Source organism: Bartonella fuyuanensis, from assembly GCF_014197255.1.
GTDB lineage: Bacteria > Pseudomonadota > Alphaproteobacteria > Rhizobiales > Rhizobiaceae > Bartonella > Bartonella fuyuanensis.
In genome coordinates, this window is the sequence record NZ_JACIFE010000001.1 from 249,204 (window position 1) to 273,460 (window position 24,257).

Annotated in this window: 13 protein-coding genes and 1 pseudogene; 6 read left to right on the top strand and 8 right to left on the bottom strand. The window is 36.1% G+C overall.

All coding sequences use genetic code 11. The features are described 5' to 3' along the window. Position 1: 1 nt before the first annotated feature. Together ubiE and gyrB are read right to left on the bottom strand one after the other, a co-directional pair. Positions 2-784, bottom strand: a complete 783-nt coding sequence (gene ubiE / locus GGR08_RS00950) for a bifunctional demethylmenaquinone methyltransferase/2-methoxy-6-polyprenyl-1,4-benzoquinol methylase UbiE (RefSeq protein ID WP_183193545.1) — start codon at positions 782-784, stop codon at positions 2-4. Between the two features lie 118 nt (positions 785-902). Further along, on the bottom strand, positions 903-3,335 hold the full coding sequence (gene gyrB, locus GGR08_RS00955; RefSeq protein WP_183193546.1) for a DNA topoisomerase (ATP-hydrolyzing) subunit B: 2,433 nt from the start codon (positions 3,333-3,335) through the stop codon (positions 903-905). 1,024 nt (positions 3,336-4,359) lie between these two features. Here gyrB and GGR08_RS00960 point away from each other — a divergent pair. Next, positions 4,360-5,265, top strand: coding sequence for a transporter substrate-binding domain-containing protein (locus tag GGR08_RS00960; RefSeq protein ID WP_183193547.1), 906 nt, complete (start codon positions 4,360-4,362; stop codon positions 5,263-5,265). Between the two features lie 9 nt (positions 5,266-5,274). Here the strand turns inward: GGR08_RS00960 and GGR08_RS00965 are convergent, their stop codons facing one another. After that, positions 5,275-6,807, bottom strand: a complete 1,533-nt coding sequence (locus GGR08_RS00965; RefSeq protein ID WP_183193548.1) for a YifB family Mg chelatase-like AAA ATPase — start codon at positions 6,805-6,807, stop codon at positions 5,275-5,277. Between the two features lie 413 nt (positions 6,808-7,220). Between GGR08_RS00965 and GGR08_RS00970 the strand changes: the two genes are divergently transcribed. Both GGR08_RS00970 and GGR08_RS00975 read left to right on the top strand, forming a co-directional pair. After that, on the top strand, positions 7,221-9,185 hold the full coding sequence (locus tag GGR08_RS00970; protein WP_183193549.1) for an autotransporter assembly complex protein TamA: 1,965 nt from the start codon (positions 7,221-7,223) through the stop codon (positions 9,183-9,185). Then, positions 9,185-13,837: a translocation/assembly module TamB domain-containing protein gene (locus GGR08_RS00975; protein WP_183193550.1), complete on the top strand. Its 4,653-nt coding sequence runs from the start codon at positions 9,185-9,187 to the stop codon at positions 13,835-13,837. Before GGR08_RS00970 ends, GGR08_RS00975 begins: the two co-directional genes overlap by 1 nt. Positions 13,838-14,299: 462 nt before the next feature. Here GGR08_RS00975 and GGR08_RS08615 read toward each other — a convergent pair. The 3 genes and pseudogenes from GGR08_RS08615 to infC all read right to left on the bottom strand — a co-directional run. Continuing rightward, a pseudogene (locus tag GGR08_RS08615) lies at positions 14,300-14,480 on the bottom strand (hypothetical protein); the annotation flags it as partial. 377 nt (positions 14,481-14,857) lie between these two features. Beyond that, on the bottom strand, positions 14,858-16,624 hold the full coding sequence (locus GGR08_RS00980) for an ABC transporter ATP-binding protein (RefSeq protein ID WP_183193551.1): 1,767 nt from the start codon (positions 16,622-16,624) through the stop codon (positions 14,858-14,860). Positions 16,625-17,215: 591 nt separating this feature from the next. Further along, complete coding sequence (gene infC / locus GGR08_RS00985) at positions 17,216-17,734, bottom strand: translation initiation factor IF-3 (protein ID WP_183193552.1); 519 nt, start codon at positions 17,732-17,734, stop codon at positions 17,216-17,218. Between the two features lie 195 nt (positions 17,735-17,929). On the opposite strand from infC, the gene GGR08_RS00990 reads away from it, so the two are divergent. The 3 genes from GGR08_RS00990 (at position 17,930) to dapE (ending at position 20,881) form a co-directional block, all read left to right on the top strand. Further along, positions 17,930-18,709 (top strand): alpha/beta hydrolase, encoded by a 780-nt coding sequence (locus tag GGR08_RS00990; RefSeq protein ID WP_183193553.1) that lies wholly within the window; start codon positions 17,930-17,932, stop codon positions 18,707-18,709. 32 nt (positions 18,710-18,741) lie between these two features. After that, positions 18,742-19,488: a M48 family metallopeptidase gene (locus GGR08_RS00995; RefSeq protein ID WP_183193554.1), complete on the top strand. Its 747-nt coding sequence runs from the start codon at positions 18,742-18,744 to the stop codon at positions 19,486-19,488. A 220-nt stretch (positions 19,489-19,708) separates the two neighbouring features. Then, positions 19,709-20,881, top strand: coding sequence for a succinyl-diaminopimelate desuccinylase (gene dapE, locus GGR08_RS01000; protein WP_183193555.1), 1,173 nt, complete (start codon positions 19,709-19,711; stop codon positions 20,879-20,881). Positions 20,882-22,345: 1,464 nt separating this feature from the next. Here dapE and hemW read toward each other — a convergent pair. Together hemW and rdgB are read right to left on the bottom strand one after the other, a co-directional pair. Continuing rightward, the gene (hemW, locus tag GGR08_RS01005; RefSeq protein WP_183193556.1) at positions 22,346-23,545 is read right to left on the bottom strand and encodes a radical SAM family heme chaperone HemW; all 1,200 of its coding nucleotides are present in this window, start codon (positions 23,543-23,545) and stop codon (positions 22,346-22,348) included. After that, positions 23,542-24,189: an RdgB/HAM1 family non-canonical purine NTP pyrophosphatase gene (rdgB, locus tag GGR08_RS01010; RefSeq protein WP_183193557.1), complete on the bottom strand. Its 648-nt coding sequence runs from the start codon at positions 24,187-24,189 to the stop codon at positions 23,542-23,544. Before rdgB ends, hemW begins: the two co-directional genes overlap by 4 nt. Positions 24,190-24,257: the final 68 nt, after the last annotated feature.

The following is a 24,257-nucleotide window of genomic DNA, read 5'->3' on the forward strand; positions in this document are numbered from 1 at the left end:
TTTAAATTTTCCAACCTGAATGCTGTGCTGCAATCGCCCCGGTAAGATTGCGGTATGATACCCGCGAAAACCCCGCATGTTTGATCATATGGGCAAAATCATCTTGCTTAGGAAATTTGCGAATAGATTCAACCAAATAACGATAAGAATCACCATCATTTGCAATAAATTCACCCAACCTAGGGATAGCATGGAAAGACCAAAGATCATAAATTTTATCTAGCAGGGGCATCTCGACATTTGAAAATTCTAAACATAAGAAACGCCCTCCAGGTTTTAAAACACGAAAAGCTTCTTTAAGGGCCTGATTAATATGAGGAACATTGCGAATTCCAAAAGCAATAGTGTAAGCGTCAAAGCTTTGATCTTCAAAGGGGAGATGTTCTGCATTGGCTTCAACAAAATCAATTAGAGGAGCAAGGCCATTTTTTTGCGCGCGTTTTTTTCCAACGCTGAGCATTGAGCCATTAATATCAAGAATTGTAACATGGGCTTTTTGGCGTGAAGCATTAAGAATACGAAAAGCAATATCACCTGTCCCGCCGGCTACATCAAGAACTTTCCAATGAGAAAGTGCTGGTGGGGAAAGCCATGCAATCATAGAATTTTTCCACACACGATGTAGCCCTAATGATAAGACATCATTCATTTTGTCATAATTTTCAGCAACAGAATGAAATACATCATCAACCATGGATTGTTTTTGTGTTTCATCAACCCTTGTAAAACCAAAAAAGTATTCCATGCCACCTTTAATTCCTATACGTTCTGTTTCAGCTGCCATATGTATGACCTTCCTTATTTTTCTTTTATCGTAAATGAAATAGAGATGGAATGTTCAAATACGAAAAAACAACGTATAAAACTGCGACGTTTATACAGCTAAAAACAGAAGAATATCTTTAGATATCAAGATTGGCAACGCTTAAGGCATTGTCTTGAATAAAAATACGCCTAGGTTCAACTTCATCACCCATGAGACGAGAAAAGAGTGAATCGGCATCGGTTGCATCATTAATTTTTACTTGTAAGAGAGAACGTGCATTGGGATCAAGAGTTGTCTCCCAAAGTTGTTCAGCATTCATTTCTCCAAGGCCTTTATAACGTTGAAGAGTAATACCTTTTTTACCGTTTGTAAAAATACTCTCTAAGAGGCTTATAGGACCAAAAATACGCTCTGTCTTATCTTTGCGTCGTAAAAGAAGAGGAGGATGATATATGTCAATAAAATTTTGGGAAATGCGATCAATTTGTCGTGCGTCAGTTGAGTTTATAAGTCCTGTATCAAGCGTGATAATATCTTTAACACCACGCAAGATACGCTCAAAACATAAATTTCCATCTGTTGTATATTGTCCACTCCAACCTTGTTCCATATCATCAGCAATCAGATTAAGGCGGTGAGCTATAACATTTGCTATTTTTTGCGCTTTTTCTTGTGTTGCAAAAGTTTCAGGATTAAAAGCGCCAACAATTGCTGCTTGTTCAACAATATTACGGTCATAACGGGTATGAAGACCATTTAAAAGCTGACGTAATATACAAGCATCTTTAGCGAGTTGATACAAATCAGCTCCTGCACGAATTTCCCCTGTTGAAAGCTCAAGTGTTGTTTCCTCTAGTCCAGTATCGATTAAGAATTCTTCAAATGCTGCTTCATTTTTAATATATTGGGAAGATTTTCCACGCGATACTTTATAAAGAGGCGGCTGAGCAATATAAAGATGTCCACGTTCAATCAATTCGGGCATTTGTCTAAAAAAGAAAGTAAGCAACAGAGTACGAATATGGGCTCCATCAACGTCCGCATCTGTCATGATAATAATTTTATGATAACGTAATTTATCGGGTGAAAATTCATCTTTACCGATAGAAGTTCCAAGAGCTGTAATGAGTGTTCCGATCATATCAGATGAAAGCATGCGATCGAAACGTGCTCGTTCAACATTGAGGATTTTACCACGGAGGGGTAAAATTGCTTGATTTTGCCGTGAACGCCCACTTTTTGCTGAACCACCAGCGGAATCTCCCTCGACAATAAAGATTTCTGATTTTGCAGGATCACGTTCTTGACAATCGGCAAGCTTCCCTGGCAGGGAAGTGATATCAAGCGCTCCTTTTCGCCTTGTGAGTTCACGTGCTTTGCGTGCTGCTTCACGTGCTGTTGCAGCTTCTACCACTTTACTAATGAGAAGTTTCGCTTCATTAGGATGTTCTTCTAGCCATATTGAAAGACCTTCATTGACCAAATTTTCAACAATAGGACGCACTTCAGAAGAAACTAACTTATCCTTTGTTTGTGAAGAAAATTTTGGATCAGGGACTTTTACAGAAAGAATAGCTGTTAATCCTTCCCGACAGTCATCGCCGGTTAAGTTTACTTTTTCTTTCTTGGCAGGACCTGAAGATTCAGCATAGCCATTAATTTGGCGTGTAAGAGCGCTTCTAAAACCTATCAAATGAGTTCCACCGTCACGTTGGGGAATATTATTGGTAAAACACAAAACCTTTTCGTGATAGGAATCATTCCACCATAGGGCAACATCAACGCTCATGCCATCCTTTTCACTTGCAATGTAAATAGGATTATCAAGCAGAGCTTTTTTTGATTGGTCAATATATTTGACAAATTCCGTTAATCCTCCTTCATAATGCAATTCAACAGATTTAATATCAGCATGACGCTTGTCAACAAGAATAATATGAACCCCAGAATTTAGAAAGGCTAATTCCCGTAAACGACGCTCCAAAGTTTCAAAATCAAACTCAACCATCGTAAAGGTTTCAGAGCTTGGTAAAAATCTGATTTCTGTTCCACTTTCTTTATTGCAATCGCCAACAACTTTTAATGGAGCATCAGCCACTCCGTGGGTAAATGATATTTCGTGAATTTTACCATTCCGTTTGATTTGCAGTTTAAGCCAAACGGATAATGCATTCACAACAGATACACCAACACCGTGCAATCCACCTGAGACTTTATAAGAGTTCTGATCAAATTTTCCGCCGGCATGAAGCTGTGTCATAATAACTTCAGCTGCAGAAATACCTTCTGTTGGATGGATATCCGTCGGAATCCCACGTCCATTATCACAAACAGAACAAGAACCATCAGCATGGAGTGTGACATTTACAAGAGTAGCATAGCCAGCTAAAGCTTCATCGATAGCATTGTCTACCACTTCATAAACCATATGGTGTAACCCTGATCCATCATCCGTGTCACCGATATACATACCAGGACGTTTGCGTACAGCATCAAGACCTTTAAGAACTTTGATAGAAGCAGCATCATAGTCATTACTTTGTGTCGGTGAGGTTATTTCATCACTCATAAGTTAGTCCATTTCTGTGTTCAATTTACAATACTTTATCCGCTTTTTAAAAGCTCAATGTTCTGATCAGTTATTTATGGAATAACCACATTAAACATTTACCGTATATCAGATCTAGATTCAATATCTGTCAGATAATAGATAAAATGATATTAGACTGTTATGCTGTAAAACTGTCGTGTAGGATTGTGATATAAGGCAAGTAAGCGCTTCCTTGATATATCATATATTTTAAAATGCGTGTTGAATATTCGGGGTAGGGTTGGCTCTTATAGCCTTTAGTTAAGTGAATCACATAAGTAGGAAATCTAGAAGAATTTGTCGAGGAAAATCAGAACTGTTTACAGCTAAAAGCTGATAGAAATCACTTTTCTTTGAGATGTAGGGATGAAATCAATTAAGCTTGACGTAAGATCAACAATTGCACAGAGAAATAAATGATATCATTTATCTTATCATAAAACAATAATAAATTTTCGTCTATTTATGAACAATTTTGATTTACACAGAAAATTATTTCATAAAGTGATGCTGTTTATTTTATTTATTTTTGCATATACATAATGTTCCAAAATTAGTTGTGCGTCTTTGTGGTATACTAACCAAGCTTTTCCTGTTTTACCTATAAGTCAATCTTCAAACCTAATACTATCGTATATTTAAAACCAAGATTACGAGCTCTTTAAGCAGCTCAAGTTTTTAGATCTAACGTGCGGCGAAAATATCGTATGTAATTTATTTTAAGTGACATCTTTAAAATAGGGTGCGTTTCTTAAAGGTATGGATAGCTTATTTCTTAAATTTAAAAAATAAAATTGCTTTTCTCGCAAATTATATTTGTTTTTGGTAAGTTAACATCAAAAATCTAAATATTTTTTTTAAATATACGAAAACTATTAAAATTTTTAATAGTTTTAGAAAATAGCAATAATTTTATTTATTGAGCACCAGATATTTTAATGAAGTGCATTAGATAATAACGAAGAAAAATTACATCTTGGGTTTGAAAAATGAGAGAGAGATTTTGAAAGTAAGAAAAATTATACCTGTAAAACAATTTCAATTGCGTTTACGGTACTTTAATTTATATAATGTTCTAATTCATATTTTATTTACAGCAGGGAGCTTTCTATTTGCTTCTTCTGCAGAAGCTGAAATAGCTGAAAAGTTACCTTCTTTTTTTAATTCACATGAACACTTGATAGAACCTGATACAAAGGATATTATTCGTTTGCGTTTTGTAACAACTTTTGATTTTCCTCCGTTTAATTTTTTTGATCAAATGGGGCATCTTGCAGGTTATAACATTGATTTATTGCGCGCTATTTGCTCAAAATTAAAATTGGAGAAACTTTGTGAAGTAGAAGTGGTTCCTTGGGAAGAGCTTGTAGAGCATGTTAAAAATGGTAGTGCAGAAGTTATTATTGCGGGTTTAAAAGAAACGAGTAAAACCCAGCAAGATCTTGTTTTTACAAAGTCATATTTGCGCTTTCCAGCGAGATTTGTTGCTTCTCGACTTTTAAATTTTGATGAGCCAATAAGCGGTCAATTGGTACATTTAACTAGTGGTGTTTTGTCTAAAAGTATTCACGAAAAGCTTTTTCATCATTATTTTCCTAAAGCTAAAAGACAAGGATTTAAAGAGAGAGAAGAACTCTATAAAGCGTTACAGGAACGTAAAATTGACCTTATTTTTGATGATGGATTTGCTTTATCGTTATGGTTCAAAAATCAAAAAGCTGTTGATTGCTGCCATTTTGTTGATGGAGCATATGTAGCACCACAGTTATTGGGACAAGGAATGCAGCTTGCTGTTGCAAAAAAGAACGAAAAATTGATTGATATACTCAATTATGCACTGAAATCTCTAGAAGAGGATGGTAAACTTACAGAGCTTTATTTGCGCTATTTTCCAATAAGTTTTTATTGATAACTAATTTTATATCAGGGCTGTTAATCTTTCTGTACCTAGTCGATAGGAAATAGCTTCTGCAAGATGATGGCATGAAAGATTATCTGATCCATCAAGATCAGCAATTGTGCGTGCAACTTTGAGAATACGATGATAGGCTCGTGCAGAAAGACGCATTTTTTCACTCACATCTCGTAAGAGTACGGCCGCACTTTTATCAGGAATAGCGATTTGTTCTATAATTTTTGCAGGACAATCGCCGTTGGTTCGGATGTGGTCAAGCCCTAATTTTCTAAAGCGTTTGGACTGAATGGTACGACACTGTGCAACGCGTTTAGCAACATCGTGGCTTTTTTCTGCTTGTTCTGGTTGCATAAGGTCCATAGCTGTCAAAGCAGGAACATCAATCCTTAAATCAATTCGATCAAGCAGAGGGCCAGAAATACGGGACTGATAATCGATTTGACAACGCATTCCTTTAGCACAAAGATGGTCTTTTTCGCCTGCCTTACCACAACGGCAAGGATTCATTGCGGCAATAAGTTGGAAGCGAGCAGGATAGCTGATATGATGATTAGCGCGGGCGATAATTGATTCTCCACTTTCTAAAGGTTGACGAAGAGAATCAAGAACTTGCGGAGAAAATTCAGGCAATTCATCAAGAAATAATACACCATTATGGGCAAGAGAGACTTCTCCTGGTTGCCCTTTAAGCCCCCCACCAATCATTGCAGCCATAGAAGCAGAATGATGTGGAGAACGAAAGGGGCAATGAAGTGAAAGAGTATTATGAATCGTTTCTCCTGTAATAGAAGCAATCAGCGAGACATCTAAAAGCTCACGGCTATCAAGAGGTGGCAAAATGGAAGGTAAGCGTTGAGCTAACATAGATTTCCCAGCGCCAGGAGGACCTACAAACAAAAGGTTATGGCGCCCAGCAGCACAAACTTCTAAGGCACGTTTGGCTGTTTTCTGTCCTTTGATTTCACAAAGATCTGGAAGATCAGTTTCAATGGTATATTGGCGCGGTTGTGGACGTTTTTGAATTTGGGTTCCTTTAAAATGATTGACTATCGTGAGAAGAGTCTCTGGAGCAAGAATATTTATTTCTGCATTTGCCCATGCTGCTTCAGGTCCACATTGAAAGGGACAAATCAGTCCTTTATCGAGTGATAAAGCTGTCATAGCAGCTGGTAAAACACCATTGACAGCAGTCAGTGAACCGTCCAGTGATAATTCGCCTAAAATAACATAGTCTTGCGCTACTTCGGGAGGGAGAATTCCCATAGCAAGCATTAAACCTATAGCAATTGGCAAATCATAATGTGATCCTTCTTTAGGTAAATCAGCTGGTGCAAGATTAATCGTAATTCGCTTGGTAGGCATAGAAAGCCCACAAGCATGGAGAGCTGCTTGTACACGTTCACGGCTTTCTGCAACTGCTTTATCAGCTAATCCAACAATCGCCATTCCTATTTTACCAGCTAAAATCATAACCTGTACATCGACAGGCACTGCTTCCAGACCGCGAAAAGCAACAGTTGTAATATGTGCGATCATTTATTTATTTTCCCCCGTTTAGATTTGAAAGAAACAATCATATCTATACGTAAAAATCAAGAAGCATTTCTCTGGTTTTTTTTATGGAGAGATTTATATACATCTACAGGTTTTTGTTGTGTTTTCATGGTAAAGTCATTTGTACAAAGTTAACCATGCTAATATGTTGGACAATAAAACATTTATAATAAGCTAAATAAATATGTTAAGAGAAAGGAATGAGGCTGTTTGTGTTACGCAACAGGGTAGGATCTTATAAAGATAATAAGAGGGGGGATAACGTTATGTATCGCAGAGCGTTATTTAATGTGATAAAACGTGTAAAATATGCAAAGTAGTTGGATTTACCTTTCTTATTTTTATATTATTTAAAGCGTCGTAGCTGCAAGGTGTATTTAAAGATATCTGATTTTATGGCATACCAGATGAAAATTTTATTAAAATCAGGAGCTGTGCGTTGTGTATTTATAGGCTTGTATTTCACTTTTTCTTTTCCACAACCAGTTGCGGCATTTGATTTTTTCGGCATCCCTCTTTTTGGTCAAAAGAAAATAAATTCTCCTTCAAATCATGGCAAAAGTGCAGAGAGGTTTTATAAAGTTGATATTGTTGCACCGCCAGGGGCACCATTAGAAGGTATCAAAATAGTTAAATCTGTCTCTTCTCTTGTTGCTGATAAAGAAAAAGCATCTGCCAGTTCTTCTGGTTTGTTAGCTAAAGCACGTTCAGATTATCGGGCAATTCTTTCTGCTCTTTATGCTGATGGACGCTATGGTAGTGTTCTTAGTATTAAAATTAATGGTTTGGAAGTCGCTGATTTAAGCCCGGTAACTCAACTTCCAGCACAATCCAATATTGTTATTACGATTGATGCTGGTCCACAATATGTTTTTAGCCTTGCAAATATCGATAAAGTTGCTCCATTTGCAAAACATAAAGGGCGTAAAATACCCACAATTGAAGAATTGGGCTATAAAATTGGAGCTATTGCTAAATCTGAAACCATTTTGAAAGCAGAAAAATGGGCGGTAGAAGGATGGCGTCAACAAGGCTATCCTAAAGCTAAAGTTATGAAGAGTGAAGTCGTGGCTGACCATGCTGCCTTGCGTGTTGAAGGACGGATAGTTGTTGATCCTGGACAAAAGGCTTATTATGGTCCTTTAAGTGTGCGTAATATAAGTAAGAAACCACAGGTAGATTTAGCTTATATCGCATGGATGTCTGGTTTAAAGCTAGGCCAGAAATACGATTCTAATGCCTTAACTAAGGCAAGTGAACGTCTTGCGCGTCTTGGTATTTTTCATGCTATCAATATAGATGAGGATGATGCAATTAATCCAGATGGTTGTTTACCACTTACGCTTGTTGTACAAGAACGTAAACCGCGTCGTTTCGGCATAGGTGGCAGTTATTCAACATTAGATGGAGCTGGTTTTGAAGCTTATTGGATGCATAACAATCTTTTTGGTCATGCAGAAATTCTTAAAGTTGAGACCAAAATAAGTGGTGTTGGTAGTAATAAAAAGAAATCATATAATTTTAAAAACTTTGATTATCTTTTCGGTGGCACATTTATAAAGCCTGGTATATTCACTCCTGATACAGATTTTAGATCAGAATTAAAAATTCAGCAAGATGTTCTAGAAAATTATACGACAAAAGCGATAAGAGGGAAATTGGGAATAACGCATATTTTTAATGATAATTTATCAGGACAGGCTGCGGTGGAAGTTGCGAATGGTTATTCACGTAATATCTATTTGGAGAGCCATAATTTTACAACAATTGGGTTTCCTAGCGGTTTGATTTACGATAGTCGCAATAATAAATTTAATGCGACAAAGGGTTTGTATGGTGAATTTCTACTTGAGCCTTTTTATGAAATGCGTTTTAGTGATTTTGTGGCAAAAATAACAGCAGAAGGTCGTTCTTATTGGGTGCTAGATGAAAGAGGTCGTTTTGTTTTTGCTGCACGGGCGAAATTTGGTACAATTCTTGGGAGTGATACAGCACAGATTCCTGTGGATACGCTTTTTTTTGCTGGTGGAGGAGGATCCGTTCGTGGTTATGCTTATCGTAATATCGGTGTTAAAACAAAAAATGATGCTATTGTTGGTGGAAAAGCACTTATAGAAGGTTCCACAGAATTACGTGTTTCTCTAAATGATAAAATAGGGTTTGTCGGTTTTCTTGATGGAGGTCTTGTAGGAGAAAAGGCGAATTTTTCTTTTTCTCAAAAAATTAAATGGGGAGCCGGTATAGGAGGTCGTTATATGACGGGTCTCGGGCCTTTACGCGTTGATTTAGCTTTTCCTTTAAAAAGAGAACAAGGTGATCCGCGCATTGGTTTTTATGTGGGTATAGGACAAGCATTTTAATGAAAAAAAGTGTCCGTTTATTAGCTTTTATCTTTGGATTTTTGTTTGTTTGGGTGAGTGGTTTTGTTTTTGCGCAAAGAGAAGGCAGTTTTTCTTCTGGCGAAATAAAAACAGATGATGGTTCATGGTTTGTTTCTTTAATTGAACGCAAGCTTTCAGCACCTAATCGTCAAGTTCGTTTACACAATATGCAAGGGACACTATCTTCTCAAACATCAATAGATGCTATTACTGTCAGTGATAAAAAAGGGGTTTGGCTTAAAATTACTAATGCTAAAATGGATTGGAATCGTCTGGCGTTGCTGAGAGGGCGCCTGGATATTAATCAGCTTTCGGCAGAACAAGTTACGTTTTTCCGCAAACCACAAGGCAATTCTTCTCTTGTTTCTTCTCTTGAGGCGGGTGAGTTTTCTTTACCAAAATTACCACTTGCTCTTTCTATCAATACGCTTACAGCTCAACATATAATGTTTGAGCAAAATCTTTTTGGTTTTTCTGCTGATATGTCCTTAGAGGGCAGTTTCACTTTGGCGAGTGGTAATTTTGGTATTGATATAGTGGCGCGCCGTTTAGATGCACCGGGTTCTTTTTCTGTTTTCACCAAGATATCTGATAGCAATCGTATAGCTCAACTTGATATTTCTGCAAATGAGCCGCAAAATGGTATTTTGGCGAATATTTTTAACATTGAAAAACGTCCGGCATTAAATCTTTCTATGAAAGGTGATGGTACTTTTGATGATTTGGTTATCAAATTTTCTTTAGAAGCTGATCATCATTCTATTTTAGCTGGTAATGTTATTCTTGCGAGTATTTCAGAAGGATACAGTTTTTCTACGACACTAGAGGGTATATTAAGTCCCTTAATCCCTGCTCAATATCGTAGTTTTTTCAAATCTGATATAACATTAAAAGCAGAGGCAAGAAGGACAAGAGATGGTATGACACATCTTGATCAAATGGTTATTCAGGGCAAAACCATGAATGTTATCGCCAATGCTAAAATAACAGCTGATGGATTTTTGCGGCGGCTTTCGGTTGATGGCAAAATGATTTTTGATAACGAAGAGGAGTCTGTTCATTTATCTGCATCAGAATCGGCAAAACCTGCTAATACTCTCGCTTTGAACATTGATTATGGTCGCGAAGGGCAACAATCTTGGAATGGCCGGTTGGTTGGACATCATTTGAGCAATAAAAATATTTATATTCGTGATGCAGTTTTTGATATGGGAGGGGTAAGTGAAAATCTTGATAGTGCAGCTTCTCGTCATGTTGGTGTTCAGGTTAATGGAATGCTTCTAGGGGTTAAAAGGATTAAGGGAGCGTTAATAGAAAATTTAAGTCAAGCGGTTCATGTGCATCTAGATACCGATCTTATTTCTAAAAAACCAATTTTAATTCATGATTTTAGTATTACAGCTCAGGGCTTTTCTTCTTGGTTAAAAGGGACAATGGAGCATTTTATTTTTAAAGGCGATCTTGGTTTAAAAGCTCAAACATTGGCTCCTTTGGAAGTATTCAGTAAGCAATCATTCTCTGGTAGTGCAGACATTAAAGCCAAAGGAACTATTGGTTTATTGAGTGGTATTTTTGATCTCAAATTATTAGGAATGGCTGACAATATGAAAATAGGCGTACAGCTTTTTGATCGTTTATTCAAAGGAAATATCACTCTTTCAGGTGCTGCTGCTCGAAATACGATGGGATTCGTTTTACGTCATTTGAATTTGAAAAACCAATATGCAAACATAAAGGCTGATGGTTATTTTTCAGATGAAAGCGCTAAAATGGATTTGTCTGCTCAAATCTTTGATTTGGCCAAATTAGATCCGAAGATAAGAGGTGCACTTACAATTCAAAGTACGGTGAGAGGACGCAATCGCCATATAAAACTAAATACACGCGCTAATGTGGTTGAAGCTCTCTTCGTAGGGAAGAAACTTCAAAATGCAACCTTTAATATAGAGGCATTTATGGATAATACAACACCGGTTACTTCTTTAACAGGTGTTGTAAAAGGTGAAGGAACTTTTGCTCAAAAACCGTTGCATTTATCTGCGTCTTTTAAAAAATCTCAGCAAATGAGAAAACTTGAAGATATCGATATTAGAGGGGGAAATGCAAAAATCACCGGTGATCTTTCTCAACAACTTGGAGGTTTTGTGAAAGGAGCGTTGCATATTGATGCCGATGATATTTCAGTGCTTTCAGCATTATTTTTGCAAGATGGTAATGGAAAAGTAAAAGGAGATTTTATTTTTGATGAACGAAATGGCAAACAAACAACCAATGTGAAAGCATCTATTAACCATTTGAGTTTTGCCAAAAATAAAATAAAAAAGTTGGTAATAGATGCTGACATATTTGATCCTTTTAGAATAACACAGTTTGAAGGGGTTATCAATGCAGAGCATATTCAAACACCTTTTCTAATAGCCAATAGTTTAAATGCTCATGCCAATAGAAATAATGGACAAACGGTTTTTACTGTTCAGGCAATATTGCCTAATGCTCTCAAGGCTCAGCTTTCTGGTCATGTAATGGTTGTGGAACTTCCAGAAGGCATAAAGCGAGAGGTACAAATTGAAACTATGGATTTAAATCAACGCAATCTTCATGCAACATTGCCAAAACCATCGATAATTGTTTTTGATAAAGATGGAATAACAATTAATAAATTAGGAATTGCAATAAATGGAGGCAATATTATCCTTGCCGGGAATATTCAAGATACTCTGAATTTGCAGCTTACGATGAATGCTCTTCCTGCTACTTTAGCTAATCTGTGGAAATCTGATCTTGGAGCAGCAGGGAGTATAACAGGGGAGGTTATGATTCGTGGTCGTTTAAAAAAACCTGATATAACCTATGATATAAGAGGTGAGGGACTGACAACTGTTGCGCTTCAAGATAAAAAAATTATGCCTTTTTCATTTTCTGCTACGGGGCAAACTTTAGACAAGAACCTTACTTTGAATGCAAATTTAATTGGAGAAGGAATACAAGCACAAGCTCAGGGACATGTGTCTCTAGAGCAAGACAAGCTTGATCTCCATATTAATTTGCAAAATTTATCTACACGTTTGGCGAATAATTTTATTGCAGGACAAGTGCTTAATGGGACGGTGATAGGCAAAATTGATATTGGTGGAACAATGAAAGATCCCTCTGCTCATTTTGAGCTTTCCAGTCAAAGTTTAGCCATTGTGACACATAAAGAACCGATGTCAATCAATATAAATGCTTATGGTTCCTATAAAAAATCGACATTTTATCTTGAAAAGATGATAGCTACAGGAGATAAAGGATTAGATTTTTCTATACATGGGCCTGTTTCTTTTAATGGTTCAGAGACAAAATTAAACATTAAAGGGATAATGCCTCTTGATTTTGTTAATCTCTTATTAGCTAAGCGTGGCGCACATATAACGGGTACAGCAAGAATTGATACGGTTCTTAATGGTGCGTTATCAAAGCCTCAATTGATGGGAAATGTTTCTATAAGAGACGGTAGTTTTTTTGATTCACAAACAAATGTAGGATTGAATAATATAACACTTGTAGGCAGATTAAATGGCGATCGTATTCTTATAGAGGAAGCTTCAGCTTCTTCGTTGGAAGGGGGAAAGATTTCTGCTTCAGGTCGTATTTCTAATAATCTAGAGGCAGATTTAATATTTCATCTTGATAATGCCAATTATAATGATGGTTCTATGATTCTTGCAACATTGTCAGGTAAGATGACAATGGCAGGTCATTTTTTGAGTGATTTTGTTATTGGTGGTGATATTATTGTTGAAAAAGCTGAAGTTTTTATTCCTGATCATTTTCGAAATGCCAAATTTCTTGGTGTAAGAAATAAGAATTTAACCAAATTGATTCAAACAACGCTTGAGCGTGCTGATGTGAAAAATACGAACAAAAACCGTATTATCACACCAGAATCTTCATCTGTTGTGCTATCAAATATGCGTATTACAGCACGCAATCAATTTTTTGTACGCGGAAAAGGGTTAGATGCTGAACTGGGAGGACGCATTAATCTAGCGGGTCCGTTGAATGATGTGCATCCAGTTGGTGAATTTAGAATGATTCGTGGACGTTTTGATATTCTTTCGCAACGTCTTAATTTTGATCAAGGACAAGCGAGTTTTAGCGGTAATCTTAATCCTACAGTTTATTTTGTCACTAACAATAACAGTGGTGACATTCGCGTTACTGTTACGGTAAGTGGAACAATTGACAATCTTGATATTAATTTTTCATCACAACCGAATTTGCCACAGGATGAAATTTTGGCGCGTTTGATTTTTAATCGCTCTCTTAATGAATTATCACCATTTCAGATTGCTCAACTTGCGGCAGCCGCCGCAGATCTTGCAGGTGCTTCTAATACATCTTTGTTGAATACTTTACGAGCTAAAATTGGACTTGATGATCTTGATGTTATTGTTAATGAAAAGGGTAATACAGGCTTACGTATTGGACGCTACATACACAATAATGTTTATTTGGGCTTTGAAGCAGGGTCTGATGGAATGACGAAAGGGACAATTAATTTAGATATTTCGCGTCATTTCAAAGCTAAAGGGGCCATAGGAAATGAACAAAATTCTAGCATTGGTCTCTTTTATGAAAGAGATTATTAAATGATTGAATTTTTGAAAAATCAATTTCTTCGTTTTTTATCTCTTATTTTTAAGTTTGAGAAAAAAGCATAGACTAGAAACCCTATTAAAGAAGAAGATCTTTGTTGAGGTGTAAAGAAGTCTATCTAAAATATTTTATTTTTGTTTATGATATTATTCTAAAGAGATAAAATTTTCACGAAAGACAATATATTATTTTTCTATTGTATACTTAGTTTTAGAGAAATATCTTATCTTTGTTCTCAACCCCATTTCATGTGGTTGTGTGAAGTGTATAATGTAAAATTCATATGGTACAAATTTTATTTTAAAAAGCATTTAAAGCAATATTTTTTAAATAATGAACATGGCCTATTACTCACATTTTTATTTATTATATTTTTTAGCAAGCTTCCTTTTCTTATGACAAACAGTCTCCCAAACAGAATGCTAGAATGTTGAAAATTCACGTGTTTGTTTTTAAGAAACATTTCGCAACGCATCTAAGCCTATTTCACAGCGATGCCTATAAATGGTATAACGATAAAGCCATTAAGCACCTCCATCTTTACGCTTGTGAAGAAGTAAGCCGATGCCATCATTATATTTGCTAGCTCCAAATTGTTGCGACAGCCTTTGCATTAAAACGGTTTATAAGAGCCATTTTTAGTCTTTTCTTAGTACAGCTTTTACCTACACGACACCCCCGTTTATGACGGGCAAGGGAGTGATTTTGATTGATGCAAGATAAATAAATTTGAAATGAGAAAATCTTACGATATTCGGTTTGCTTATTCAACATGCAAAAAAGTAAATCAACTTTATGAATCAATATTTCGTTGTTGTTAAAATTAATTACATTCAATAAAGCAATGTATGAAACTCCTAATTTTTATCTAAATCAAAAAAATTATTTTTAATAAATCATAAATTATTTGCTAAGCTTTGATTGAAGTAATACTTTCCCTTGATAACATTTCTTTTCGTACAAATGAGGATTTACCTCTATGGATTTTTATTTCAAAGCTTATTTAAATATTCTTAGGACATGTGCTTTTTAAACTGAATATTATGAAGTTTTTTATAAAATCCATGTTTTTTTGCGAGCAATTCTTTTTGAGTGCCTTGTTCCATCAGTTGTCCATTTTGTATAACCACGATTTTATGAGCATGAGCAATCGTTGAGAGGCGATGAGCAATGATAATTGTTGTGCGTCCTTTGGTAAGGTGATGAAGTGCTTCATTAATTTGTGCTTCGGTGTGTGCATCAAGAGCGCTTGTTGCTTCATCAAGAATCAAAATTTCACTTTCGTGAATCATTGCTCTAGCGATAGCAAGTCGTTGTTTTTGTCCACCTGAAAGCTTACAACCATTATCTCCTATCTGTGTATCATAACCATTTGGTAAATTCACAATAAAGTCATGAGCATTTGCTGCTTTTGCTGCTTTGATAATTTCGTCATCATTAGCCCCTTCTTTTCCGAGTCCGATATTATATTTAATAGTTTCTTGAAAGAGAAAAGTATCTTGTCCTACATAAGCCATTAAGTTTCTCAAAGAGCGAAATGTTGTGTAGCGGATATCTTGATTATTAATCAATATGCGTCCTTCTGTGGGGTCATAGAGGCGCATAATAAGGTTAATAAGGGTTGATTTTCCAGAACCCGATGGTCCCACTATTGCAGTTATTTTTCCAGCTTCTATCTCAAAATTTATGTCTTTCAAAACCATTTTGTTATCAGTGTAGGCAAAAGAAACGTGTTCGAAACAAATAGCTCCTTGTGTTTTATTCAGATCTTTAGCTTCTTTATGTTCTATAACTGTAAGGGGACGATCGAGTATTTCAAACATCGTCTGGACATTGACTAAGCCGGATTCAATTTTGACACGGACATTCGCTAGTCTTTTTGCGGGTTCATAAGCTAAAAGTAAAGCAACAATAAAAGACATAAATTCACCTTGAACACCTGCTCGTTGGGTTGCAAGGTAACCAGAAAAACAGATAATACCTGCAATGGCAACCCCCGTAAGTGTTTCCATAATCGGATTGGTAATAGCTTCGAGTGTTGCGATATTATTAGTTTGTTTTTCAACATCACAAATGGCTTTGTCCATTCTTTTCTTCATAATTTCTTCTAGTGAAAAAGCTTTAATGACTCGAATGCCAACAGCAGTTTCCTGTACGATTTTAATAATTTCACCAAGTGAAAAGAGTTCTTTTTCCATAAGGCAGCGAATTCGTTTTAAGGCCATTCGAATGCCTAAAAAAGCCAGTGGTCCTATGATTAAAGTAATAGAGATTAACATAAAGTTTTGAATGAACATGACAAGTAACAAACCACTAACGGAAAGCAAATCACGCACAAAAGTTGTGATAATAGTATCAATAATTGTACGTACGGCTGTAGCATTGTGGGTTACACGAACAAGAAGATCAGATGAAGTGTTATTATGATAAAAAGAGATTCCTTGTTCCATAAGCCGTGCAAAAATTTTACGTTGTTGTTCAGCAATGATGCTATTGCCTGCTTTGTTTAAAAAATAAGTTTGGGAAAAAGTTGCAAATCCTTTGAGAATAAAGATAAAAGCAATGATGCTAGAAATCAAAATGATCATAGGAAAATTCTGTGCATCAATAATATGATTAACAACATCGCGTATAATCCATGCGCTGGATGCAGTTGTACAAGAAATGATGATCATTGAGAAAATAGCTGCGCTATACCAACGCGCATGTTTATGAAAATTTTCTCGCAAAAGACGAATAATAAGATGTTTCTCAAAAGAGGAAATTTGTTTTTTGGCCATGAAGTGCTTCTATATTTTCTTATTATTTTATGCAAGATTGAAGCACTCTTAATTAAAAAGCCCTTTAATCTTTTTTTAAAAGGAGTTTTTTAAGGCTTAACACACCCATTTCACGACAAAGAGCGTGAAGAATATAATGCAAAATTTTTGTAAAAAAATATAATGAAAATATTTTGTTTATCACTGTCTTCATTAAATAAAAGAATCAAGTGCATCCCACCATTTTATTGTATCAATTTCCATATTGTAATATGTAATAATCTTTTACACTTGAAAAAGATCCCAAAAGGCATTTCTGCTTTTTTAATGTTTTATGCCTTATTTATTTTTTCCACGTGCAAGAAAATTATTTTACCATATTTCATATAAAAGAGTCCAAAATGAAAAAATCTTACGATGTTTGAGACTTTTCATTTAATGCGCAAAATAATGAATTTTTCTTATAAATCGAGAAAGTGCCATTAAATTAGAAGGATTTATACACATCTATAAAACCTCACAAGCACCACAAAAAACTTTATATGGTGCTTTTAAATTACACACATACACTCATTTTGATGAATTGCACACAAGATATTATTCTAACAAAAACTATTTAGGTGCTATCACCATCATCATTTGCCGTCCTTCAAGTTTTGGTTCCAATTCAATTCTAGCAATTTCACTTGTATCTTCTTTCACACGCTGAAGAAGCTTTAATCCAAGATCCTGATGAGCCATCTCACGACCACGAAAACGCAAAGTAATTTTTACCTTATCACCATGATCAATAAAGCGATGAACAGCTTTAAGCTTAACTCCATAATCATGGACATCAACATTCGGCCGAATCTTAATCTCTTTGATTTCGATGACTTTTTGTTTTTTACGTGTTTCAGCGGCTTTTTTTTGGGTTTGATATTTTAATTTGCCCAAATCAATGATTTTACACACAGGCGGTTCCGCATTTGGTACAATTTCAACCAAATCAAGTCCCGCATCTGCAGCCATAGTAAGAGCCTCTTGTATCGCAACAACTCCCTGATGTTGTCCTTCATCATCGATAAGTTGAACATGAGATACCCGAATATCTTGATTTGAACGTGGTCCGTCTTTTGGGGAAGATGTCATTTTAAACGGTCTACGAATGGTTTACGCTCCTTATTTTTGATTCAACTACAGTTAATTTAATATACAATTATACACATAAAAACAACTATAATTCGCGTCTTTTTTATTATTTGATTTATTACTTTTTTGAACAATTTGGATTATAAAAGTTTTTCTCTTAAATTTAAAGAAATTGTTTTATGGAGGAAAAGAATCATGAATCAAAATATTTCTTGTCAATTTTTTCCGTTTGAGGATATCGCTCTTGCGGTACGTTATCGCAAGGGGCGCCATTCTCCAGGTTTAGTTTGGCTTCCTGGCTATTTATCCGATATGTTAGGGGATAAAGCGGCGTTTGTTGATAATTTTGCTCAGAAGAATGATCTGTCCTGCTTACGTTTTGATTACTCTGGGAATGGAGAATCGGGAGGTGATTTTTTTCAAGGAACGATTTCACGTTGGGTTAAGGAAAGTTTAGCGGTCTTTGAAAGCTATTGTGAAGGACCACAAATTTTGATTGGTACTTCTATGGGTGGGTGGATTGCTTTAAGGCTTTCTATGTTGTTAGCGCAGAAAAATAAAAAGCTTGCTGGAATGATATTGATTGCTCCAGCACCTGATTTTACAAAAACATTGATAGAATCAGGCTTAGGTGTGAAGAAGTGGAAAGTTTTGGAAGGAACAGAGCATATTGAACGTTCTGAAATTAGTTATACGGAACCGGTTCCTTTTACAAGAGCGTTTATTGAAGATGGCAGAAACAACTGTGTCATGAAGGGATGCATTGATGTTGGGTGCCCAATCCATATTCTGCAGGGTATGGAGGATGTGGAGATACCCTATCAGCATACATTGACTTTACTTGATCATTTGCCGCTTCATGATGTAACATTGACTCTTGTTCGTGATGCGGATCATCGCTTTTCTCGTGCACAAGATTTAAATTGCCTTGAAACAGTATTGAGATCTTTGATTGATCAGATTAATGCAAGATAAGGAATACATTTATTGATGATGAAAATAAATATATGAGCATTTCTGAACAGCGTTTTATTTTTTCTAATTGCGTTGTACCTTTACGAGTGCGGAGGAGAAGGTGCGCGCGTCGTCTTACCTTACGTGTTAATTCTAGCGGTAAAGAGATTTGCGTAACAATACCGCTATCAATAAGTCTCTGTACGGTTCAAAGTTTTATTGAAAAACATCGGGCTTGGATAGAGGCACGTCTTGCTCGTGTGCAAATCTCTCATAAAAACGCTTATCTTAAAGAAGGGGCGACGATTCCTTTTTTGGGTGTTTCCCATACTATAAGGCATAGAGAAGGACGTGGAGTAACAGAAATTGTTACAGCAGATGCTGGGCAAGGATCTAAAATTATTGTTTATGGTCAAGTAGAATATCTTCCAAGACGTATTGCTGACGTTTTGAAAAAACAAGCAGCATTTATTATAACACCTTTAGTGACACATTACTCCCATAAGGTAGAGCGTAAAGTCAAATCAATTTGCTATAAAGATACAAAAAGTCGTTGGGGATCTTGTTCCATAGATAAGCGTCTTTCTTTTTCTTGGCGCCTTGTAATGGCACCAAAAGAAGTTATTGAATATGTTGTTGCTCACGAAGTTGCTCATCTTGTGGAAATGAATCACGGACCAAGATTTTGGGCTCTTTGTGAAGAACTATGTCCTGGTAGTAAAATGTATCGTACTTGGTTGAAGGAAAATGCTCACAGGTTGCAGGCAATTAATTTTGATTCATATAAATTAAAAGCGTAAAAAGCTTTCAAGTAAAAGCAATATTTTATGGAACTTTTTATTGGGTGTGTCGTTGTGTATGTGCTTCATCGTACATATAGGGAAGCTATTGAAGCTCTCAGCAGATTGTCCTCCCCTACTTGGTTTGTTGAGAGTTTTCAATGTTTTGGCTTTATCTTTTTTGTAATTCAGCGTAGTAATTTTAAGTTTCGATGATTTATAACAAATGGGGAGGGTTCTCATGCTTGCTCTTACAGATCCACTTCAGCTATTACAGGATCTTATACGTTGTCCTTCTGTTACACCTCATGAAGCAGGGGCTTTATCAACTTTGGAACAATTTTTAAAAAAAATGGGATTTCATGTCGAACGCCCTATTTTTACGGATAAAAATACACATGATGTTGAAAATCTTTATGCAAAAATGGGACATCAAGGACCCCATCTTATGTTTGCGGGTCATACGGATGTTGTACCACCAGGTGCATTGGATGAATGGACCTATCCACCTTTTAAAGCTGTCATAGATCAGGGAAAATTGTATGGGCGGGGCGCTGTTGATATGAAGGGTGGAATTGCTTGTTTTATTGCAGCGCTAGCTCGAGTTCTTGAGAAACGGTCTATTAAAGGAATAGTAAGCCTTTTGATTACTGGGGATGAAGAAGGGCCTGCTGTTAATGGTACGGTCAAACTTCTCAAATGGGCAGAAAAAAAAGGCGAAAAATGGACTGCGGCGCTTGTGGGAGAACCAACAAGCATTAAGACTGCTGGAGATATCATCAAAATTGGTCGTCGCGGATCGATTTCTGGTATCATTACTGTGAAAGGTCGCCAAGGTCATGTTGCTTTCCCAGAGCGGGCGGCTAATCCCTTACCTTTGGCAAATAAACTTATTCAGGAATTAACACAAACTCCTTTAGATAAAGGGACAGAAAATTTTCAACCCAGTAATTTAGAGCTAACGACTATCGATACCGGTAATTATGCAGTTAATGTTATTCCAGCGCAGACAACAATTCGTTTTAATATCCGCTACAATGATTTTTGGACAAAAGAAACACTTATTGCAGAAATTGAAAAGCGTCTTGCTTCGGTGCAATTAAAAAACAATGGGGATCAATATCTCTCTTATCAGCTTGAATGGATTCCAAGTTTAGGGGATGTTTTTTTGACCAAAAATGATAGACTGATTCAAATTTTATCCAATGCTATTAAAAGTGTAACAGGGAGAGCACCAGAATGTTCTACCTCTGGTGGCACTTCAGATGCGCGATTTATTAAGGATTATTGCCCAGTGGTTGAATTGGGTTTACCCGGGCAAACAATGCACATGGTAGATGAGTATGTAACCCTTGATGCAATGGAAACACTCACTGCTATTTATGAGCGTTTTATTGTTGAGTTTTTTGCTTAAAGAAAATATTTCAATTCAAAAATATCTTTGTTTTGTTGTGCTATAAAAACATTGTAATTTTAGGTATGCTGATATAAGGCACGGAAGACTTAATTTATTAAATGATTTTAGAGTGGGTGGTAAGTATTCTTAAGTTAAAATTCTTGGCTGCAAGGTCTGAGTTAAGTGCATCGCACGAGTGGAGAATAATAGAAGCAGAATTATTTGCAGATGAAATTGGGTTAAAATATTCGTACTTTAAAGTGTAAGAAGAAAGTTAATACGCAATCGCGCAAGGGGAAGAAAATATTATGTCATAAATTATATTACTATATTTTTAAGTCATAAAGACATACAAAGGTATGCTGCTGTTGTAAAAAGTTCGCACAACGTAAATGCATTTATTTACAACACATGTCTTAATAGGGTTTCTACATTCTCATAAAAGGTATACCTTGTTTCAATGAGCCTCTCTTAGAGTAAAGTCCATAGAAACGTATTTCAAATTTATCTTATATATTTTCCATGCTCTCTTTGTTCCAAAGAACCCCATTACAAAAAAATCAGCACGCGATAGAAAGTAAACTTATTCAATCAGCTTTAATACTTTATAATGATAAAGATACACAGAAATTTTTCTGTAGTGTTACGTTGACTTCTTTAGCTAAGAGTTATCCTATATTATTTTTAATTTTTTTATAAAATAACCTTAAAGAACGTGTACGGCAGATATCCATAAACATGTACGCATACCGGTAATGACATTGTTTGTTTAATAAAGCTCATGATTTTGCTGCGACTTGCAAATCATGCCAGTCGTACAGTTGTATATCTCAAATAAATATTGCATGTATCTCTATTATATCTGTGTTTTATAGTCTCTGAAATAAACATGCAACTTTGCTTCATTAAGAGAGAATATAAAAGCATAAAGGTAAAAATCAGCATGTCTTTTATTATCTTTTTTCATTTGGTTTACGGTTTTCAAAAGTATCTAACGTAATATTTTTTTAATAATTAAAGATTGATGCATTGTTTCATGCTTCTTTCTCTAATTCTTTAATGGTGCCACGATTTCATAAAGAGAACAATACATTATTGTATTATGCATTCATGTGCTTGTTTTAAAGAAACATCTCTTAAGGAACTCAAGCTTATTTCAGGATGATGCTTGTGAATGGTATAACGATAAAGCTATTAAGGGCCCTATCTTTACGTTTATGAAAAAGAAAGTTGGATTACCATAACAATTTTCACTTCAAAATATTGAGATCGCTTTTAATACTTGAGGATGGATATAAAAGGCATTTTGACTCTTTTTTATAGTTTTTATCTATTCACTCTTCGACTTTTAGGGTGTAAGCAATTGGTTATAATTAATTTATTATAAATATTTTGAGATGAGATAATCTTACGATATTTTAGCCTTGCTTTTGCTATGAAAAATGATAACAACAGATTAAGATCAATATGATATTATAAAATTTAATTTACAAGTTGGCTAATGATGTGATCAAGAACAATGCGTCCTTTGGGTGTCGCTTTTAAACGTTTGTTATCTACCATTTCTATCAATTCTTGGTGTTGTAAATCCATAAGTTTTTGCATTGGAATGCATTTGGGGCTTAAAGCCTCATAGCGTATAAGTTCTAAGCCTTCGCACAGACGTAATCCCATAAGGAGCATTTCATTTGCTTGTTGCTCCGTGGTTAGTTGTTCTGTTTCAATACAGCCATGTCCTATTGTTTCTACCAAATTAAGCCATTGTTCGGGGTGCTTTTCATTTATTGTGACATAACGTTCATGGTTTTCAAGGTATGTTAATGATGCTTTTGAACAGGTAGGGGAATGATCCCGTATGTTTTCAATGAAACGTCCATGTGCTCCCGGACCAAAGCCTGCATATTGGTGATAACGCCAATAAAGAAGATTATGTGCTGATTCAGCACCGGGCATTGCGTGGTTTGAGATTTCATAGGCAGGAAGTCCATGTGATGTCGTTATTTCTTGGGTAAGATGATATAGATCTGCTGCTAGCTCTGATGGGGGAAGGATAAGTCTTCCTGCATCCTGAAGGCGTTTAAAGGCTGTTCCTTCTTCGATCGTTAATTGATAAAGAGAAAGATGATCTGCTGCTAAATCAATTGCTTGTACAAGTTCAGATTTCCATTCTTCAAGGGTTTGTTCGGGGCGGGCATAAATGAGGTCAAAGGATAAACGTGGAAAAATTTGCCGCGCTAAAGCAATAGCGCAAAGAGCTTGTTCCACATTATGGAGTCTGCCAAGTTTGCGTAGTGCTTTATCATTAAGTGCTTGTATACCTAAAGATAAGCGATTAACACCTGCTGCACGATATCCACGAAAACGCTCTGCTTCTACACTGGATGGATTAGCTTCTAATGTAATTTCAACTTTATCGTCGACGATCCACTTTTTTGCAAGTGCTTGCAATAAAGCATCAACGGTTTGCGGTTCCATAAGGGAGGGGGTTCCTCCACCAATAAAAATACTTGTAATATGGCGTGGGCCTATTTTGTAGTATTGCGTTTCTATTTCGCGCTCAAAGGCGGCAATAAAACGCGGCTGATCAACACCGTGGATGCGAACATGCGAATTAAAGTCACAATAAGGACATTTGGCTGCACAAAAGGGCCAATGAATGTAAATGCCAAAAGGTTCATTCATGAAGATTCCAAAAGGTTTTCTGTCAAAAGTTTAAAAGCACGCGCGCGATGTGAAAGAGGGGGTGTATCATTGTGTTCCCAGCCATGTTTTTGCTTTGTTGACATTTCTCCAAAGGTATTTTCATATCCATCTGGTAAAAAAATAGGGTCAAAGCCGAAGCCTTTGTTTCCTCGTGGAGGCCAAATGAATGTTCCTTCAACGCATCCGCGGAAATAATCTGCATGAGTATCAGGCCATGCAACGCAAATAACAGATATAAAACGGCATTTTCGTTGATTTTTTTCTCGTGCTCCGACTTTTTGGAGTTCATTTTCTATTTTTTTCATAGCTTTTGGAAAGTTACATGTACCATCGGCTTGAATCGCCCAATCAGCTGTATAAACACCTGGCGCACCATCCAATGCATCCACTTCTAAGCCTGAATCATCAGAGAGGGCAGGAAGTCCTGTGTTTTTTGCTGCTGAGAAAGCTTTGATATAAGCATTTTCTTCAAATGTTTTTCCCGTTTCTTTTGGTTCTGGCAAGCCAAGCTCTTTTGCTGATTGTATTACTAAACTGAAAGGCGCAACTAAAGCAGTGATTTCACGCAATTTACCCATATTATGTGTAGCAATGACGAGTTTTTTATCTACTATGCTTCTCATATAGATTTCTCCAAAAATAGAAGGAGCACTATTTTTGTGCTAAAAACCAACTTAAATGCTCTCTTTAT

Coding starts and splice junctions, on each gene's coding strand:
- hemW (WP_183193556.1), bottom strand. CDS start 23,545: ATGAATGAACCTTTTGGCATTTACATTCATTGGCCCTTTTGTGCAGCC.
- rdgB (WP_183193557.1), bottom strand. CDS start 24,189: ATGAGAAGCATAGTAGATAAAAAACTCGTCATTGCTACACATAATATG.
- GGR08_RS00965 (WP_183193548.1), bottom strand. CDS start 6,807: ATGATCGCACATATTACAACTGTTGCTTTTCGCGGTCTGGAAGCAGTG.
- ubiE (WP_183193545.1), bottom strand. CDS start 784: ATGGCAGCTGAAACAGAACGTATAGGAATTAAAGGTGGCATGGAATAC.
- GGR08_RS00975 (WP_183193550.1), top strand. CDS start 9,185: ATGAAAAAAAGTGTCCGTTTATTAGCTTTTATCTTTGGATTTTTGTTT.
- infC (WP_183193552.1), bottom strand. CDS start 17,734: ATGACATCTTCCCCAAAAGACGGACCACGTTCAAATCAAGATATTCGG.
- GGR08_RS00990 (WP_183193553.1), top strand. CDS start 17,930: ATGAATCAAAATATTTCTTGTCAATTTTTTCCGTTTGAGGATATCGCT.
- GGR08_RS00980 (WP_183193551.1), bottom strand. CDS start 16,624: ATGGCCAAAAAACAAATTTCCTCTTTTGAGAAACATCTTATTATTCGT.
- dapE (WP_183193555.1), top strand. CDS start 19,709: ATGCTTGCTCTTACAGATCCACTTCAGCTATTACAGGATCTTATACGT.
- GGR08_RS00995 (WP_183193554.1), top strand. CDS start 18,742: ATGAGCATTTCTGAACAGCGTTTTATTTTTTCTAATTGCGTTGTACCT.
- GGR08_RS00970 (WP_183193549.1), top strand. CDS start 7,221: ATGGCATACCAGATGAAAATTTTATTAAAATCAGGAGCTGTGCGTTGT.
- gyrB (WP_183193546.1), bottom strand. CDS start 3,335: ATGAGTGATGAAATAACCTCACCGACACAAAGTAATGACTATGATGCT.